General features: G+C 57.6%; 12 protein-coding genes and 3 pseudogenes. 10 read left to right on the forward strand and 5 right to left on the reverse strand.

Annotation, left to right across the window (positions count from 1 at the left end; translation table 11 throughout):
* The first annotated feature begins 196 nt into the window (after positions 1-196).
* Positions 197-1,439, forward strand: a pseudogene (locus ACZ1HN_RS11795) (sarcosine oxidase subunit beta family protein).
* 65 nt (positions 1,440-1,504) lie between these two features.
* Here the strand turns inward: ACZ1HN_RS11795 and ACZ1HN_RS11800 are convergent.
* A complete protein-coding gene (locus ACZ1HN_RS11800; RefSeq protein WP_299206784.1) occupies positions 1,505-1,690 on the reverse strand; it encodes a hypothetical protein in 186 nt (61 codons plus the stop codon).
* A gap of 200 nt (positions 1,691-1,890) precedes the next feature.
* Here ACZ1HN_RS11800 and ACZ1HN_RS11805 point away from each other — a divergent pair, with 200 nt between their 5' ends.
* The 7 genes and pseudogenes from ACZ1HN_RS11805 (at position 1,891) to ACZ1HN_RS11835 (ending at position 7,903) form a co-directional block, all read left to right on the forward strand.
* Positions 1,891-2,109, forward strand: a complete 219-nt coding sequence (locus ACZ1HN_RS11805) for a hypothetical protein (protein ID WP_472727636.1) — start codon at positions 1,891-1,893, stop codon at positions 2,107-2,109.
* An 87-nt stretch (positions 2,110-2,196) separates the two neighbouring features.
* A pseudogene (locus tag ACZ1HN_RS11810) lies at positions 2,197-2,527 on the forward strand (sarcosine oxidase subunit delta).
* Positions 2,528-2,597: 70 nt separating this feature from the next.
* Positions 2,598-5,611 (forward strand): annotated as a pseudogene (locus ACZ1HN_RS11815) (sarcosine oxidase subunit alpha family protein).
* 13 nt (positions 5,612-5,624) lie between these two features.
* Positions 5,625-6,173: a sarcosine oxidase subunit gamma gene (locus tag ACZ1HN_RS11820; RefSeq protein ID WP_472727637.1), complete on the forward strand. Its 549-nt coding sequence runs from the start codon at positions 5,625-5,627 to the stop codon at positions 6,171-6,173.
* A gap of 39 nt (positions 6,174-6,212) precedes the next feature.
* Complete coding sequence (locus ACZ1HN_RS11825) at positions 6,213-6,629, forward strand: hypothetical protein (protein ID WP_472727638.1); 417 nt, start codon at positions 6,213-6,215, stop codon at positions 6,627-6,629.
* Positions 6,630-6,775: 146 nt separating this feature from the next.
* Complete coding sequence (locus ACZ1HN_RS11830) at positions 6,776-7,207, forward strand: hypothetical protein (protein ID WP_472727639.1); 432 nt, start codon at positions 6,776-6,778, stop codon at positions 7,205-7,207.
* A gap of 96 nt (positions 7,208-7,303) precedes the next feature.
* Positions 7,304-7,903, forward strand: coding sequence for a superoxide dismutase (locus tag ACZ1HN_RS11835; protein ID WP_472727640.1), 600 nt, complete (start codon positions 7,304-7,306; stop codon positions 7,901-7,903).
* 56 nt (positions 7,904-7,959) lie between these two features.
* Here the strand turns inward: ACZ1HN_RS11835 and ACZ1HN_RS11840 are convergent, their stop codons facing one another.
* On the reverse strand, positions 7,960-8,511 hold the full coding sequence (locus ACZ1HN_RS11840; RefSeq protein ID WP_472727641.1) for an LOG family protein: 552 nt from the start codon (positions 8,509-8,511) through the stop codon (positions 7,960-7,962).
* Between the two features lie 126 nt (positions 8,512-8,637).
* Between ACZ1HN_RS11840 and ACZ1HN_RS11845 the strand changes: the two genes are divergently transcribed.
* Both ACZ1HN_RS11845 and ACZ1HN_RS11850 read left to right on the forward strand, forming a co-directional pair.
* On the forward strand, positions 8,638-9,975 hold the full coding sequence (locus ACZ1HN_RS11845; protein ID WP_472727642.1) for a LysM peptidoglycan-binding domain-containing protein: 1,338 nt from the start codon (positions 8,638-8,640) through the stop codon (positions 9,973-9,975).
* Between the two features lie 80 nt (positions 9,976-10,055).
* Positions 10,056-11,915, forward strand: a complete 1,860-nt coding sequence (locus ACZ1HN_RS11850; RefSeq protein WP_472727643.1) for an ABCB family ABC transporter ATP-binding protein/permease — start codon at positions 10,056-10,058, stop codon at positions 11,913-11,915.
* An 8-nt stretch (positions 11,916-11,923) separates the two neighbouring features.
* Here the strand turns inward: ACZ1HN_RS11850 and ACZ1HN_RS11855 are convergent, their stop codons facing one another.
* From ACZ1HN_RS11855 to ACZ1HN_RS11865, 3 genes are all read right to left on the reverse strand, one after another.
* Positions 11,924-12,142, reverse strand: a complete 219-nt coding sequence (locus ACZ1HN_RS11855) for a hypothetical protein (RefSeq protein ID WP_472727645.1) — start codon at positions 12,140-12,142, stop codon at positions 11,924-11,926.
* Between the two features lie 165 nt (positions 12,143-12,307).
* Entirely contained in the window at positions 12,308-16,198 is a 3,891-nt protein-coding gene (locus ACZ1HN_RS11860; protein WP_472727646.1) for an efflux RND transporter permease subunit, read from the reverse strand.
* Complete coding sequence (locus ACZ1HN_RS11865; RefSeq protein WP_472727647.1) at positions 16,195-17,496, reverse strand: efflux RND transporter periplasmic adaptor subunit; 1,302 nt, start codon at positions 17,494-17,496, stop codon at positions 16,195-16,197. Before ACZ1HN_RS11865 ends, ACZ1HN_RS11860 begins: the two co-directional genes overlap by 4 nt.
* Positions 17,497-17,616 lie beyond the last annotated feature (120 nt).

The raw sequence follows: 17,616 nt of genomic DNA on the forward strand, positions 1-17,616 counted from the left end.
CACTTGTTCGTTCGTCGTCATTTAACCCCTGCGCAGGACCAGCAAAAGGGTCCATGGCACACCCGTGATGTCGCAGGCAGGGACATGTGTCGCAAATCCGTCAAAAAACGCCGCCAGCGCGACCCCTTTTTCGGACACAAAGGCGATTAAAACCGCACGTATACGCTTTGCGATTCCACAGTCCGGACGGCTGCCCATGAAACGATACTCTGCCTTTGCCATTGCCCGAGAGGCCGCGCGTTACCACACCGGGTGGGAGCGCGTGGCGCGCGCCCGAGCCAAAGAAGAAATACGATGTGATCATTGTTGGGGCAGGTGGGCACGGTCTGGCGACAGCCTACTACCTCGGAAAGAATTTCGGGATCACGAACGTTGCTATCCTTGAGAAAGGTTGGCTTGGGGGCGGCAACACCGGGCGGAATACAACGATCATCCGTTCGAACTACCTGCAGGATCCGTCGGCTGCGATCTACGAGAAGGCGCGGTCGCTTTACGAGACGATGAGCCAGGACCTGAACTACAACGTCATGTTCAGCCCGCGTGGCGTCATCATGCTGGCCCAGACCCATCATGAGGTGCGTGGTTATCAGCGCACGGCCCATGCCAATGCACTGCAGGGTGTGAAGACTGAGTTCATCGGTCCTGAAAAGGTCAAGGAACTGGTGCCGATTATCCATCTCGATGGCCCGCGTTACCCCGTCATGGGTGGCCTCTGGCAAGCCCGCGGTGGCACGGCCCGCCATGATGCCGTAGCTTGGGGCTATGCCCGTGCCTGTTCGGACATGGGCATGGACGTGATCCAAAAATGCGAAGTAACGGCGATCCGGCGAGAGGGTGGTAAGGTCGTTGGCGTCGATACATCCAAGGGCGCTATTGATTGTGACAAGTTGGGTGTCGTCGTTGCAGGGCACTCGGGGCATCTGGCCGACATGGCGGGCTTCCGTCTGCCCATCGAATCCGTTGCACTTCAGGCTTTGGTGTCCGAACCGATCAAACCCTGTATGGACGTGGTGGTCATGGCCAACACGGTTCATGGCTACATGAGCCAGTCCGACAAGGGCGAGATGGTGATCGGCGGTGGTACCGACGGATACAACAACTACACGCAGCGTGGTTCGTTCCACCATATCGAGGAAACGGTGCGCGCGCTGATCGAAACATTCCCCATGATTTCACGTCTCAAGATGCTGCGTCAGTGGGGCGGCATCGTGGATGTGACGGGCGACCGTTCTCCCATCCTGTCGACCACGCCGGTGGATGGTGTGTTCATCAATTGCGGCTGGGGCACGGGCGGGTTCAAGGCGATCCCGGGATCAGGCTGGGCTATGGCCGAACTGATGGCCAAGGGGCGATCACCGCTGACCGATGAGTTCGGACTGGACCGGTTCCGTGAGGGGCGGTTCATTGATGAGAGCGTGGCCGCCGGGGTGGCCCATTGATGCAGCAAGTTATGCAAAAGTCAGGTGCAGATTTTTGGCGAGGCTTGCTCAATCCGTCTTGCACATCATTCGTGCGTCTTCTTCCCTTCGCCTGCGGCCGACCCGAAGGCGATCAGGTTGGCGACATCAATCTCTCTTCCGCCGCGCGCTTCCAGCCGTTTGGCGGCCGCACGCCGCTCGAGAACAAACATGATGATTGCGCCCGCAGCAATCGCGCCAAAGACCAGGATGGCGCCAGTCGTGTGATCCATAATGATCTCCTGTCAACTTTAGTTGACATTTGCACAGAAACGACCGCTGCGTCACGAAAAATCGCAAAACAGGCGGGATGCAGCCGTTCTATTGGGGGCAAACCGGCTGTGCTCAGCCCGTTTTCCGTACCCAAGGTCCCAGGTATTGCGCCAGCGTATCCACGTGATGACATAGAAGCCCATAGAACGGAGGCTTACACATGTCAGACTATCCAAACCCGAACATCCATCGTGGCGACGGCGTGTCAGGCCGCGGGCTCCTTATCTCATTCGCGGTCATTGTCGCTGTTGTGGCACTTCTTGCACTGCTTGGCTCCATCGGCTCGGGCGGTGGTGAAGGCGGCCCAACACAAAATGCCATCACACCGGCGGCAACCGAAACGACCGGGACAACAGGTACGGCGATGCCAACCGAATAACCCCTCCCAAACTATTCGGACCGCATCAGGCGGGCGTCTTCAGACGTCCGCCTTTTGCGTGTCCGCTCCAATGATCGGAGTGCGCCAATGCTGATCCTGACCTGCCCCAATTGTGGCCAGACTGGAGAAGAGACCGAATTCCATGCCGGAGGCGAGGCGCACCTGAAACGTTTCGGCCCCGGGTCATCGGATGGTGACTTCGAAGAGTATCTGTTCATGCGCGAAAACCCCAAGGGTGTGCATTTCGAGCGCTGGCGCCATGCCTATGGCTGTGGCAAGTGGTTCCACGCTGCCCGATGCACGACAACGCTCGAAGTCTTTGGCACCTATTCCGCGCAAGTTGCCGAACCTCCGAAAGAGATCTGCGACAAGATCAGCAAAAAAGCGCCCCAGCTGGTCATGGAAGGCGTTTTCGTGACCCTGTTTCTTCTGACTGAAAATACCACCGCCGGAGGCTCCGACGCCTGCCGCCGCGATGAGGCCCACATATGAGCACACGTCTCGCCACAGGCGGTCGCCTTCTGAACAAGGACAAGGCCGTTCGTTTCACTTTCAACGGGCAGCAGATGCGCGGGTTCGAGGGCGATACGCTTGCCTCCGCCCTTCTGGCCAATGACCAGATGCTGGTTGGTCGATCCTTCAAGTACCATCGGCCGCGCGGTATTGTCGCCGCTGGGCCCGAAGAACCGAATGCGCTGGTCAACCTTGGTGTCGAGGGCAAGTTCGAGCCGAACCAGCGTGCCACGACAACGGAGCTGTTCGAGGGGTTGCTTGCCACGTCGCAAAACCATTGGCCGAGCTTGGAATTCGATATGGGGGCGATCAACGCCAAGCTGTCGCGCTTCATGCCGGCTGGTTTTTATTACAAGATGTTCATCCATCCGCGTCCGCTGTGGAAGCACGTCTACGAGCCATTCATCCGTCAGGCCGCTGGACTTGGGCAGGCCCCCAAAGGCCGTGATCAGGACACCTATGAGCACTTTCACGCGTTTTGTGATGTGCTTGTCGTGGGCGGCGGAATTGCAGGTCTGATCGCTGCACGTTCGGCGGCCAAGACCGGTGCGCGCGTCCTGCTTGTCGAGCAAACCGCACATTGGGGTGGTCGCGCACCGGTTGATGGTGGCGAAGTTGACGGCAAACCTGTGGATAACGTGGTGGACGAACTCGTGTCTGAGTTGAAGGCCATGCCAAATGTCACGATGCGCACGCGCCTGATGGGGGCAGGGGTCTATGACCACGGATATGTTTTGGGTTACGAGCGCCTGACCGACCATGCTCCCGAGTTGGATGGCCCACGTCATCGGCTGTGGCGCATCAGGGCAGGGCACGTGGTTACAGCCACCGGCGCAATTGAACGCCCGCTGTCATTTGCTGGCAACGACATCCCCGGTGTGATGCTGGCATCCGCGGTGCGGGATTATGTCGTGAATTACGGTGTCAGCCCGGGCGACCGGACCGTCATCGTGACGAACAATGATGACGCATATCGCACCGCAAGCGCTTTGAAAGCCGCTGGACTGGACGTTGCCGCCATACTTGATGCGCGCGTGCTGCCGGTCGACAGCCCGCTGATCGCCGAGGCACAAGCGGCTGGAATCCGTGTCTTGATGGGCCATGGTGTATCCAAGGTTCTGGGCGGCAAACGGGTCACCGGTGTTGCCGTGTGTTCGCAGGCGGGCGAGGGCGCCGTACTGGAAGAAATCGCGTGCGACGCAGTCGCTATGTCGGGCGGCTGGTCACCCGTTGTCCACCTGTGGTCGCACTGCGGTGGCAAACTGCTCTGGGACAACGATTTCGCCATGTTCCGTCCGGATGTGGATAAAGCACCGACGGGCGCGGACGGTAGCGCGTTTGTCAGCCCGGCTGGGTCAGCAAACGGACACTTCGGATTGTCTGAGCTGGTTGGTGACGCGCATGCGATGGGGCATGCGGCGGCGCGTGCCACAGGGCACAAGCCAGGAAAGGTCTCGGCACCGGACGCAAGCAGTGTGGAAGAGGCCGCCATGGCACCCGTATGGCTGATGCCCCAAGGCGCAGGTGCAGCCCTACGAGGGAAAGCATGGCTTGATTATCAAAACGATGTCAAAGTCTCGGACGTGCAACTGGCGGCGCAGGAAGGATTTGAAAGCGTCGAGCATGCCAAGAGATACACAACGTTGGGCATGGCAACGGATCAGGGAAAACTGAGTAACATCAATGGTCTTGCGATCCTTTCTGATGCGCTTAATCAACCCATTCCCCAGACAGGTACAACCACCTTCCGGCCGCCATATACGCCAATTTCAATGGGGGCGATTGCGGGGGAAGCGCGGGGCACAGTATTCCAACCCATACGCCGCACACCGATGCATGAATGGCACGATAAAAATGGGGCTGATTGGGAACCGGTAGGCCACTGGCGCCGCCCGTACGCTTATGTTCGCAACGGGGAAACCGCGCATGATGCGGTCATGCGCGAGACGCGGAATGTGAGAGAAAATCTCGGGCTTCTTGATGCATCAACGCTCGGTAAGCTCGTTGTCAAAGGGCCCGATGCGGGCAAATTCCTCGACATGCTCTACACGAATATGATGAGCACGCTGAAACCCGGCAAATGTCGCTATGGGCTGATGTGTAGCGAAAATGGCTTTCTCATAGACGATGGCGTTGTGGCGCGGATCGATGACGATACGTTTCTTTGTCACACCACTACGGGGGAGCCGAACGCATCCACGGCCACATGGAAGAATGGCTTCAGACCGAATGGTGGGACATGCAGGTCTATGTCGCCAATGTGACCGAGCAATACGCGCAGGTTGCGGTGGTCGGCCCGAACGCGCGCAAGGCGCTTGAGGCGCTCGGTGGTATGGATGTTTCCGCCGAAGGTCTGGGCTTTATGGAGTGGGCCGACGGCACGCTTGGCGGTTTCGACGTGCGTGCCTACCGCATCTCCTTTTCCGGGGAGCTCAGCTACGAGATTGCGGTGCGCGCCTCGGAAGGACAGGCCTTCTGGGATGCGCTCATGGCGGTTGGTGTTGATCTGGGTGTCATGCCGTATGGTACTGAAGCACTGCACATTTTGCGGGCCGAAAAGGGCTTCATCATGATCGGGGACGAGACGGACGGAACCGTCATCCCGCAGGACCTGGGTTTGCATTGGGCACTGTCCAAGAAGAAAGAAGACTATCTTGGCAAGCGCGCACAGGAACGCACGCATATGACTGATCCAGAGCGCTGGAAACTGGTGGGCCTTGAAACACTGGACGGCTCTGTTCTGCCGGATGGTGCCTACGCGGTTGCCAATGGCTCCAACGAAAACGGGCAGCGCAACATGCAAGGGCGGGTGACGTCATCCTATCATTCGCCGAACCTGAACAAAGGGATCGCCATGGGTCTTGTTCTGCACGGGCCGGACCGTATGGGTGACGTGATCGATTTCCCCGGCACCGATGGCACGACCTACAAGGCCAGGATTGTCAGCCCGGTCTTCTACGACCCGGACGGGGAGAAGCAGAATGTCTAAGGCTGTCAGCGCATTGAATGGCGTCACATGGGACCAAGGTATCGCAACGGTTACCGAGGTGCCATTGCAAGGTATGATCACGTTGCGTGGTTCACTGACCGACCCGAAGGTCAAGAAGGCAGCAACCGGTGCGGCTGGTGTGGATATGCCAGGACAGGGACAGGCTAACTGTGTTGAAGATCGCGGTATCTGCTGGATGTCACCGGACGAAGTATTGGTGTTGTGCCCCTATGGCAGTGTATCCACCAATTTGGAAAAGATGCAGACTATTCTTGGTGCGGTGCACAGCCTGGTTGTCGACGTGTCCGACGCGCGCGCTGTGTTTGACTTGGCTGGTTCTCACGCCCGCGAAGTGCTTGCCAAATTGGTGCCGGTGGATCTTGCCCGGGATCAATTCACGTCAGGCATGTTTCGACGCACGCGTATGGCGCAGGTACCGGCTGCCTTTTGGTTGCACGATTCAGACCGCCTCCGAATCGTCTGTTTCCGATCTCAAGCCCAATACGTTTACGATTTATTAAAAACAGCGTCTGCAAGCGGATCAGACATTGATTGTTTTTAATCTGGATCACAGCACAGATATCATATTTAAAAGACTTTCATGAATCTAATAAAAGAGTGTGATGTGAAGTCTTTGTTTTTGGCTGTGGCAGCTATGTTTGGAATCGCGACAACTGCTGTTGCGGAACAGTATGTTTGTGAGATCAAGGCGGTGCGCAATTCCTTTGTTTCGCCGGTTTTGGCATTTGAGCTGGTGCCAGGACAGCAAAGCGCTTTGGTTTACGATGTGTTCGTTCACGAGGTGCATGGTGAACCCATCGAAGCCAAGGTCAAAAAGATGGCAGGCGAAAAGTATCGTTTGCAATGGGTTGTCAGCGGTATCCCAACCACGAGTACGCCTGCAAGGGTAAGCTACCGTGCTACAATCGACATCAGCACTAAACAGGTTTACGTACGGGGTAACATTTTTGCCGCCGACAATACCGTGCAGGGACGCGGCACCTGCAAAATTGAATAATTCACCGAGTGGGGTGATGCCGGTAACAATGATTGGCACAAGCGTTTATAGGACGCATTCATTGCCGTCGGGCGATCCAAGTCTTGTTAGCTGTGAATTGTTTGAACCGCTATCAATCATCAACGGAAACATAAGGATTTTAAGTTGTGAAGCGTAATACTTTGAAAGCGGCGATTGTGGCGCTGGCTCTGACTGCTCCTGCGGCTTTTGCACAAACAACGACATACGATTGTTCGGTGGCTTCACTAGAAGGGCGGGGGTTCATTCAGGATCGCGTCATTTTCTCCGTTAATCTGGACACCGGGCAGGCGGCTGTCGCTGACGGGATCGTCATGTATGTCTACGAAAAGCCAATCGCAGCTGACTTCGAAGTGCTTGGCAACGGGCAGTACCGACTTAAGTGGGAAGTGGACAATCTCAAGTCGGGCTCACAGAGCTTCAACCTTGACTACACCTTGCAGTATCGTCCGCGCGACAAGGGTTTTAGCATGCGTGCGCGTGTTAGCGGGTTCGACAATCGCCCCTTTGGTGACGGCACTTGCGTGGTTTCTTCAGGTCGGTCTTTGTTGGGATCGTAAGCAGTACAGACATTTCGTACACCTTCGCCTTGAACTTGCAGCATTCCGCACAATCTGTCAGGGAGCAGACTGAAATACGAAAACGAGGGGGCCCCCATGGCTTTTGAACTTCCCGACCTTCCCTATGCTCACGATGCACTTGCATCCAAGGGCATGTCCAAGGAAACGCTGGAGTATCACCACGACTTGCACCACAACGCCTATGTTGTGAATGGCAACAAGGCCATTGAAGGCACAGAATGGGCTGGCAAGTCGCTCGAAGAAATCATTGTCGGCTCCTATGATGCGAACGCCGTGGCGCAGAACGGCATTTTCAACAACATCAGCCAGCTCTGGAACCACAACCAGTTCTGGGAGATGATGGGCCCCGGCGACAGTGCGATGCCCGGCGAGTTGGAAAAGGCGCTGACTGAAAACTTTGACTCGGTTGATGGGTTCAAAGAACAGTTTTCTGCAGCTGGTGCCGGGCAGTTTGGCTCTGGCTGGGCGTGGCTTGTCAAAGAAAAAGACGGCAGTCTGGCGATCACAAAAACCGAAAACGGTGTGAACCCATTGTGCTTTGGTCAGACAGCGCTTCTGGGCTGCGATGTGTGGGAACACTCGTACTATATCGACTTCCGCAACAAACGGCCGGCCTACCTGACCAACTTCCTGGACAACCTGGTGAACTGGGAAAATGTCGCCAGCCGGATGTAAGCCGGTACGTATTGAACGAATAAAAAGGCCGATCACACAGATTGGCCTTTTTTGTTTTACCTTGCTGTCTTGGAAAGCGCAGACAATGTATTCTCCGCGCTGTCGGTCACTTCGAAGTAGCCCAGCAGCGATGCGTCGGCAAACCCGCCGGCGACCACGTGATCCAGCAGCGCAATGAGCGGATCCCAATAGCCGCCCACGTTGACCAGCACGACCGGCTTTTCATGCAACCCAAGTTGTCGCCACGTCAGCACTTCAAACAGCTCGTCCAGCGACCCCGCGCCTCCGGGTAGCACAACGACGGCATCGCAGTTCATGAACATGACCTTTTTGCGCTCGTGCATCGTTTCGGTCACGACGTATCGGGTCAGGTCGGTCTTGCCGACCTCCCAATCGACCAGATGGCGAGGGATGACGCCAAACGTATCAGCGCCGCCCGCCTGTGCGGCGCGCGCAACCGATCCCATCAGCCCCACGTCGCCCGCGCCATACACAAGCTGCCATCCTCGTTCAGCAATCCCGGCGCCAAGGGCTTCGGCTTCGGTTGTGTAGCTGGGGGTATTGCCAGGGCGCGAGCCACAGTAGACGCAGACGGAAAATGGGGACATGTGGTGCTCCTGTAACGGGCGCGCGAAAGTGAAGGTTTTGTGACGCCGTTCTTTTGACCGCTATAGCGCTGCCTGTTATGCAAGCGCAACGAAACCGGGCCAACCGGTGCGGTGGAAAGGGTGAACATGTCCAAATGGTCGGCATTTGCCGGATCGAACGGCGCCTTGGCGGGTACTGTGATTGTCGTAGTTGCGGTGGCAGTCGGGGCTGGGCTGTACATCAACGCGAACCGATCTGACACGGTTCAAGCACCGCAGACTGTTGTCACTGAAACGACCGATGTCGAACAAACAACTGAAGTGCAGCCGGCGGCCGCTCCAGAACCAAAAGAGCTTTTGCAACCCGATCCGCCTTCTATTGACGAGGTGAGGATCGAACCAGACGGGCTGATGGTGATCGCTGGTCGTGCGGCCCCTGGAAGCAAGGTGGCCGTGTTTTTGGATGGGACTGAAAACACGGAAACAACAACGGATGATGGCGGCAGCTTTGCAGCAATCACCATCCTTCCACCAAGCCCGAAGACGCAAGTGTTGACGGTCGTCCAACGTGTTGGTCAGGATGAGATCGCATCGGTGGACGAGGTGATCCTCGCCCCGCAAGCGCAACCCACGCCCAAATCAGCAGAACCTGCGGCACCCGAAGCTTTGGCCGAAGCCGAAAGCGCGCCGGAGCAACCTCAGACCGAGGACGTGGTTGCAGCCGAACCCACAGACCAGTCAACGTTTTCGGTGGCCGAGCAGACGCCTGTTGAGGCCGATGTCGCAGGAGCGATCACAGCACCGGCATCCACCGCAGCGCCCAGCGAAGACATTGCTCAGGTTGAACCTTTTCAGGAACCGCAGATACCGGTATCCGATGAGGTGGCGCCCGATGACAGCAACGCGGTAACCTCCGTTTCAGCGGAGACAGGCGCAAGCGCTTCGGAACCTGAGACCCAAGTGACCGTTCTCAAATCGACCGCCGAAGGTGTGGAGGTTTTGGGCAACGTTGCGCCCGAGGCGCTGGACAACATCGCGCTGGACAGCATCAGCTATTCTGACACCGGCGATGTGGAACTTGCCGGGCGCGCGCAATCCGAGGCAGAGGCTGTCAGGGTCTATGTCAACAACACGCCTGTTGCCGATATCGACGTCAGCGAAGATGGCAGATGGAAAGGTGAACTGCCTGAGATCGACAAGGGCACCTACACGCTGCGCGTGGACGAGCTTAATGACGCCGGACAGGTGACAAGCCGGGTTGAAACACCGTTTCGACGCGAAGATCCTGAGGTTTTGGCGGAAGCTGACGGTGAGGACACACCAGCGACGCAGATCACTGTTCAAGCAGGCAACACGCTTTGGGCTATCGCCCGCGACCGTTATGGCGAAGGAACGCTTTATGTGCAGGTGTTTGAAGCCAACCGCGACCGCATCCGCAATCCGGACCTGATTTTCCCTGGTCAGGTATTTGCCCTACCGAATTAATCACTACTGGCGCTCTGACGCTGGCAAGTCAGGCATCAGTGTCCTAAATAGTCAGACCTGAACCTCAGGAATGCTTTTCTATGCCCGCAGACACTTCGGCCTCGGCTACACCCGCCGATCCGACAACGCCGTCCAATGATCCGAATCAGGATGTGAGCCAAGTCGAGCGCAGCTCGGGGATGCGCACAATCCGCAAGGTCGCACCGTACCTTTGGCCAGCTGACAAGCCTTGGGTAAAGCAACGTGTTGTACTCGCGATGCTGGCGTTGGTGCTGTCCAAACTGGTGTCGGTGTACACGCCCATCCTCTACCGCGATGCCGTGAACGTGCTGGGGGGCGAAGGCGTTTCCGATCTTGCGCTGGGTGCCATCGGTTTGACCGTGGCCTATGGCGTGGCGCGCCTGATGAACGTTGGCTTTCAGCAGCTGCGGGACGCCATCTTTGCTCGCGTGGCCCAACGTGCCTTGCGCATGTTGGCGCTGGAGACATTCCAGCACATCCACCGCTTGTCGATGCGTTATCACATCACACGCAAGACCGGGGGGCTGAGCCGCATCATCGAACGGGGCGTAAAAGGGGTCGAATTTCTACTACGCTTCCTTCTATTCTCAATTGGGCCGCTGATCCTGGAGCTTCTGCTGATCGGGGTCGTGCTGACCATCCTGTTCGATATTTGGTATCTGGTCGTCGTAGCCGTGACTATTGGCCTCTATGTCTGGTTCACATTTGCGGTGACTGAGTGGCGGGTGAAGCTGCGGCGGGTCATGAACGAGCAAGATACCGACGCCAACCAAAAAGCTATCGATAGTCTGCTCAACTTCGAAACGGTCAAGTATTTTGGCGCCGAAGCACGCGAAGCTGGCCGCTACGACAAGGCAATGGAAGGGTACGAGACTGCGGCGCTCAAGACCAGCTATTCGCTCGCGTTTCTCAATTTCGGTCAGTCCGTCATTATTACATCCGGCCTTGTCGGTGTGATGGTCATGGCAGCCATCGGTGTTCAGAATGGCACGCTGACTGTCGGCGATTTCGTCATGGTGAACGCCTACATGATCCAGATCACCATGCCGCTCAACTTCCTTGGTACGGTCTACCGCGAGATCAGGCAGGCGCTTGTGGATATGGGTGAGATGTTCGATCTGTTGGAACAACCTGCCGAGGTCGTGGATGCTCCAAACGCCAAGGCCCTGAACGTCACGGGTGGGCGTATTGAATTGGATGATGTGCATTTCGGTTACGATCCGGCGCGACCCATTCTCAAGGGCGTTTCCGTTGCGGCGGAGCCGGGGCAGCAGGTCGCAATCGTAGGCTCTACCGGCTCGGGCAAGTCGACCATCGGTCGGCTCTTGTTCCGTTTCTATGATGTGGGTGCCGGGGCACTTCGGATCGACGGACAGGACGTGCGCGATGTCACGCAAGACAGCCTGCATGCAGCCATTGGTGTCGTGCCGCAGGACACCGTGCTGTTCAACGACACGATCCGATACAACATCGCCTACGGGCGCGACAACGCCACCCACGACGAGATCGAAGCCGCTGCCAAAGCCGCCCAGATCCACGATTTCATTCATGCACTGCCCGAAGGTTATGACACGACCGTGGGCGAACGGGGCCTGAAGCTATCTGGCGGCGAAAAGCAGCGTGTCGGCATTGCCCGGACCCTGCTCAAGAACCCGCCCATCCTGCTGCTGGACGAAGCGACAAGCGCGCTCGACACCGAGACGGAGCAGGATATCAAGGACGCGTTGCATGCGGCAGGGCAGGGCCGCACGGTGCTGACCATCGCCCATCGCCTCAGCACCATTGCCGAGGCCGACCGGATCATTGTTCTGGAGCAGGGCGAGATTGTCGAAACCGGCACCCATGACGAACTGCTGGCGAAGGATGGTCGATATGCCCAGCTGTGGTATCGCCAGCAGGCGGATGAGGCACCCACCTGATCGGCGCATTATAACAAGGCCAAGGCCTGACGTCGGAACGTGCTCGCCATGCTCCAGTCCCATCCGTCGTTACATTCGGCGCACATGTGGTCCGCTTGATCACCCAGCGCGTCGAACCACATGAGCAGCCCTTCCCAGATCAGCAGAGATTGCCGTTTGAGTGTCAGCGTGATCTCGCAGCGATCTGTGTCAGTGACCGGCTGAACGGCAAAGCTGGAAGCTGTCAACGCAGCAAAAAAGCACCAAACAGATGGCAAAGTCGTTGTCGGTAGATCAATCGGAACATGAAAATACTCCCACACGTGATGCGGGCAATAAGGATCACGACTCCGGCGAAAGAATGTCGTGTCGGTGGCATTCGAACACCTGCCACCGACAGTTTCCTTTTGAACTTACTCCGCGGCCTTCAGCGACGTAGCCCCAAGCGATGCCTGTGACAGCGTCGCCTCGGCGTGGCTTGGTTCGTCACCGAAATCCCAGACCAGTTCGTGGTTGCCGACCGTGCGCGTGTCTCGTGTCAACGCCCAGTCCCGTGCAGCCCGGCTGGCGCGGCCCATTGACAGTTTGGCCAGCAATTGGCTGATCCAACGCACATATGTGACGATCCAGACCCGAATTGCGAGCAGTGAGGGGGTGACAACCAAGGTCAGCACCGTCGCAATGCCAAGGCCAAAGACAACTGCCGTGGCCAACTGCTTCCACCACAGCGCAGTGGGGCTGTCGATGGTATAGCCGCCGCCACCAAAGTCGAGCGACAGGCCGAACATCATCGGGGCAAGACCAGCCATAGTGGTGACCGTTGTCAGCAGCACTGGTCGGATACGGTCCTGCGCCGTGCGGATGATGGCCTCGATCCGCGGCATGTACTTCTCGTACTCCTGATAGGTGTCGATCAGCACGATGTTGTTGTTCACCACGATCCCCGCAAGCGCGACGATGCCCGTGCCGGTCATGATAATCGAGAACGGCTGGTTCATCACCAGCATACCGATCAGCACCCCTGCCGTGGAAAGAACCACAGCGCCCAGAACAAGCAGCGCGTTGTAGATCGAGTTGAATTGCGCCAGCAGGATGATGAACATCAAGAACAGAGCACCGGCAAAGGCCTGCATCAGGAAGGCACCCGATTCCTCCTGATCTTCTTGGTCACCTGTCCATTCGCTGTCGATACCGATCGGGAAGGGGGCGGTGTCGATCCACTTGGTCAACTCTGCAATACGCTCGTTGGGATTGACCGGGATCAGGCGGAACTCACCTGCATTCAGACCAGCCTGCAGATCCAGTGACCGGCCTTCGGGCGTTGCCGCAAAGATCCCGTAGTCCAGATCATTTGCCGTCAGGTCCGCATCGCTTGACGGTCGAACGGTTGCAACGATCTGCTCAACTTGTGCACCATCCTGGTCCACTGTCCGTACCACTTTCTGCAGTCCATCCAGCACATCCGCCTTCACGTCAAAATAGCGCTTTTGATCCACACGGCTGATCTGCGCCAGCTCGGCCACGGGGGTGCGAGTGATGAAGTTGGCAAGCGGAACAAGTCCATCCGCAGTACGCACTTTCAGCGTGTCCAGCGTGGACAGCACCCGATCATCCTCGGGCAAGCGGACACGGATCTCGATCTCTTCGTCAGACGTGTCGACACGCATCGTGTCCAGCAACAGGCCACGGGTCACCAACTGTACCATTGCGCCCACGGTTGCCACATCGGCCCCGTAGCGGCCCGCCTTTTGAACATCCACGTCGATCTGCCAGTCGATGCCGGGCAGGGGGCGTGTATCTTCGATGCGCGTCAACCCGGGCAGGGTATCGAACTGCGCGCGCGCCGCACCTGCGGCTTGCACCAGGTCCTCCCAATTGTCCCCCTTGATCCTGAGATGCACAGGCTTGGCCGAGGCCGGCCCTTGTGACAGTGGAAAAACCTCTGCCCGGATGCCCGGTATCTGTGCCAATTCGACCGACAACTCGTCCAGCACGGTGTTGCCGTCAAAATCCTCTGCCTTGATCTCGCGCATCACCGTGTAGTCAGTGAACGGGATGTTAAACCAGGGTTCGGAGGCGTCAGGGCGGTCTTCCCACGCTATGGTTTCAAGCTGGATCTGACCAACAGTGTCACGGGGCGATTGCGCTCCGCCGGTATTGGCGTTCAACCCGCCCGCACCCGCAAAGGCAAAGGCGCTCTTGATGCCTGGGTGGCCCAGCACAATCTCTTCGGCCTGCGTCAGCAGCGCGTCCTTTTCGTCCAGTGACATGTTCCCGCGCGCCAGCACGTAAACAATGGCTTGCTCTGGTTCCGTCTCGACGAAAAACTCGACGCCGCGGTTGTTGTTGATGAAATAGATCAGCGTGGTGCCGACAAAGACAAACACAACGCCAATCATCACAAGCGGCATCACCGGGTTTCCGACAATGCCTTGAATGACATAACCGAACGTCGACCGCTGATAGCCCGCGTGCACTTTGCGGTTACGCGTGCCAAAGACCTTGCGAACGCCCGAGTTCACACCCAATCCCAAGCGCAGGAACAAGGCCGTGACGGACAGGAGCGCCATGATCGCGCCGGCAAAGCCCAGAGCGGCCAATATCAGCATGCCCAACCCGAACATGAAGACATCAAGGAATGTGGGCAGCACGGAGCGCCAAATCTCTTGCTGGTCCATCATGGCAAATGCGGTGCCCGCACCTTCAAGCAGCAGCGGAATGGCGGTGAGACCGGCCATCATTGCGGCCGCCACACAGAAAAACAGCAGATGGGCCAAAATTGGCATGCCTGCGATACTGATGTTTGCATTGCCGAGTGCCTGGATGATGCGACCCAGAACACCGCCCATAACAGGCAGATACACAAGAGCAACGATCAGTGATGCTGACAGAACAAAGATCAGCGTTACAGGCAGCATGCCCATGAATTCCCCTGGCACGCCGGGCCAGAACAGCATGGGCAGGAACGCACAAAGCGTCGTCGCTGTAGATGAAACAACAGGCCAGAACATCCGTTTCGCGGCTTCGACATAGGATCGCATCGGACCGACACCGGCCTGCTGCCGCTTGTCAGCGTACTCGACAACAACGATGGCGCCGTCGACCAACATACCCACGGCAAGGATCAGACCGAACATCACGATGTTCGAAATCGAAATCCCCATGATTGCCAGCAGCACAAAGCACAGCAGGAACGACGTCGGAATGGCAAAGCCCACAAGCGTCGCGGCGCGCGGTCCAAGGAAAGCAAGAGAGACAATCATGACCAACGCAATCGCGGTCAGGACGGACCCTTCAAGCTGACCGACCATCGATGCCACCTCGCGGCTCATGTCGTTGGACGTGCCAACCTCGACGGCGGCAATCAATCCTTCAGGCCATTCAGCGGCCTTTTCATTAACCAGCACCTTCACTTCGCTCGCGGTGTCAATCAGGTTGAACCCCTTCCGCTTGACCACTTGCAGGGCCACGGTGTCGCTTCCGTTGAAGCGGGCTGTTGAGTCGCGGTCCTCGAATGTCAGGTTGATCTGGGCCAAATCACCCAGAGTTACGACGCGGTCGCCGTTCGTCTTGACCGGCAGTTCATAAATGTCGCGCGCCTCGTCGAAGGACGACGGGATTTTGACGGCAAATGCGCCTTGCGCAGTTTCAATCTCGCCAGCTGCAATCAGCTGGTTGTTGTTCTGAACCACATTGATCAATTCGCCAGCGGTTACGTTGTAGGCTTCAAGGCGCAGCGGATCGATCAGGACTTCGACCATCTCGTCGCGGTTGCCTACAAGGTTGGCTTCCAGAACGGCATCAAGCCCCTCGATGTCGTCCTGCAAATCCTTTGCGACCCGCGCAATTGTGCGTTCGGGGACGGGGCCAGACAGGTTGATGATGATGATCGGGAATTCCGAGAAGTTGAATTCATCGACCGTGTATTGTTCAAACCCATCCGGGAAATCCGCTTCGGCCTTGTCCATGGCATCACGAACGTCAGCCAGAACCTTAGTCTTGTCCCAACCGAACTCGAACTCCAGCACGATGTTGGCGTAGCCCTCGGCCGCTGTGGACGTCATTCGATCCAAACCGTCAAGGTCGGACAACTCGGTTTCCATGGGCTGAATCAGCAACTGTTCCGAATCCGCGGCAGAGATGCCGGGGAAGGGCAGTGAAATCACCAAAGTTGGGATTTCAATATCCGGTTCACCCTCCTTGGGCAGCACGACATAGGCCAAGCCGCCTGCAAGAATGGATAGGAAGATAAAGGCTACAACCATTCGCGCTCGTGACGCGGCCCAGTCGACGATACCGGTCATTGGGTCTGCTCCTGATAAGTGGGCGCGACTGTCACGCCCGCTGTCACGAATTCCTGTCCAACGACGATCACATTGACCTCATCAGCCAATCCGGTCAGCCAAATACCTTGTGCGGTATCGCGCACGACATTGACCGGGTTGAAAGCAACAAGGCCAGCGTCATCAACCGTCCGCAAGCCCAACACGCCATCTTCACTCAGGGTCAGCGCAGATGGGGGCAGCAAGTGCGCGTTGGTCCCTGCGCCTGAGATGGCGATTTCTGCCGTCTGTCCGTCACGGATGCTCAGATCGGCGTTCGGAACTTCGATCTCAACCCGGAAGGTTCTGGTGGTTTCGTCAGCAGAACGGCTTAGGAATGTAACTTTTCCAGTGACCTCTCTGCCGCCAGCCGCGAGGCGCGCGCCGGCGGCGGCACCGACCGCTACGCGCGCGACTTCGGTCTCGGGGGCAAACGCAACCAGCTTGATTGGATCAAGTTGAATGATCGTGGCGCAAAGCGATCCCGGTTGCAGCAACGTACCCAACTCTGCCGTGTCGCTTTCCAGCAAACCCGCGAAAGGTGCACGGATGTCGAGCCGTTCCAATTCCTTCTCTGCCGTGGCGATGGATGCAGCCGCGCTTTCGATCGCGGCGTCGGCACTTTGAAGCCCGGATTTGGCGGCAACTACACTGGCCTTGGCCCCTTCAAAGCTCGCTTCGGCGGCGGCAAGGGCTGCTTCGGCGTTTTTCACACGCGTCTCAGCAGCAAAACCACCCTCGCTCAGCCTGCGGGCCGCGTTCTGGTTGACCACTGCCTCATCAATGCGCGCCTGCGCCTCGATCACCCGCGATTCGGCTTCGGGTACGCGGCTTTCGGCCTCGGCCTTGCTGGCGATGGCCTCGGCCAAACGCGCCCGCGCCTCTGCAAGGCTGGATGCACGGGTCCCGGGATCAAGTTGACACATCAATTCACCCGCTTCGACGAACGCGCCCTTGCGCAGCGGTGGAGAGATGACGGTGGATGACGTCTCGGCCCGTACTTCAACTTCGCGGGCGGCTTGTGTCTGGCCACGCAATGTGACCGCGTTGTCGATTTCGCGCGCAAGAGATTTGCGCACAACGACCTTGATCAACGCGTCGGTATCCTGAGCCGCATCCTCAGTTTCCGCAGGGGCCAATTCCTCTGCGACTTCCTCGACTTCTGTTTCCGCCCCGCCGGTCAATTCGGCAATAAAGGCAAGAGTCGACTCACGTTCAATGACCCAAAAATACAATCCTGCGCCAACTGCAATGGCCAAGATCATCGAAACAATCCGCATCTTGTGTTCTTCCTTGGTAGACCAATGACCCAAAACGTGATGACGGGTCGGGTGCTATATAGAGTTTCATACGTCTAAACTAACCAGTTCAGATTACTTTTTTTGAGGCGGCATCGCAAT

The sequence above is a fragment of the Tateyamaria sp. GN1-10 genome (assembly GCF_055693845.1).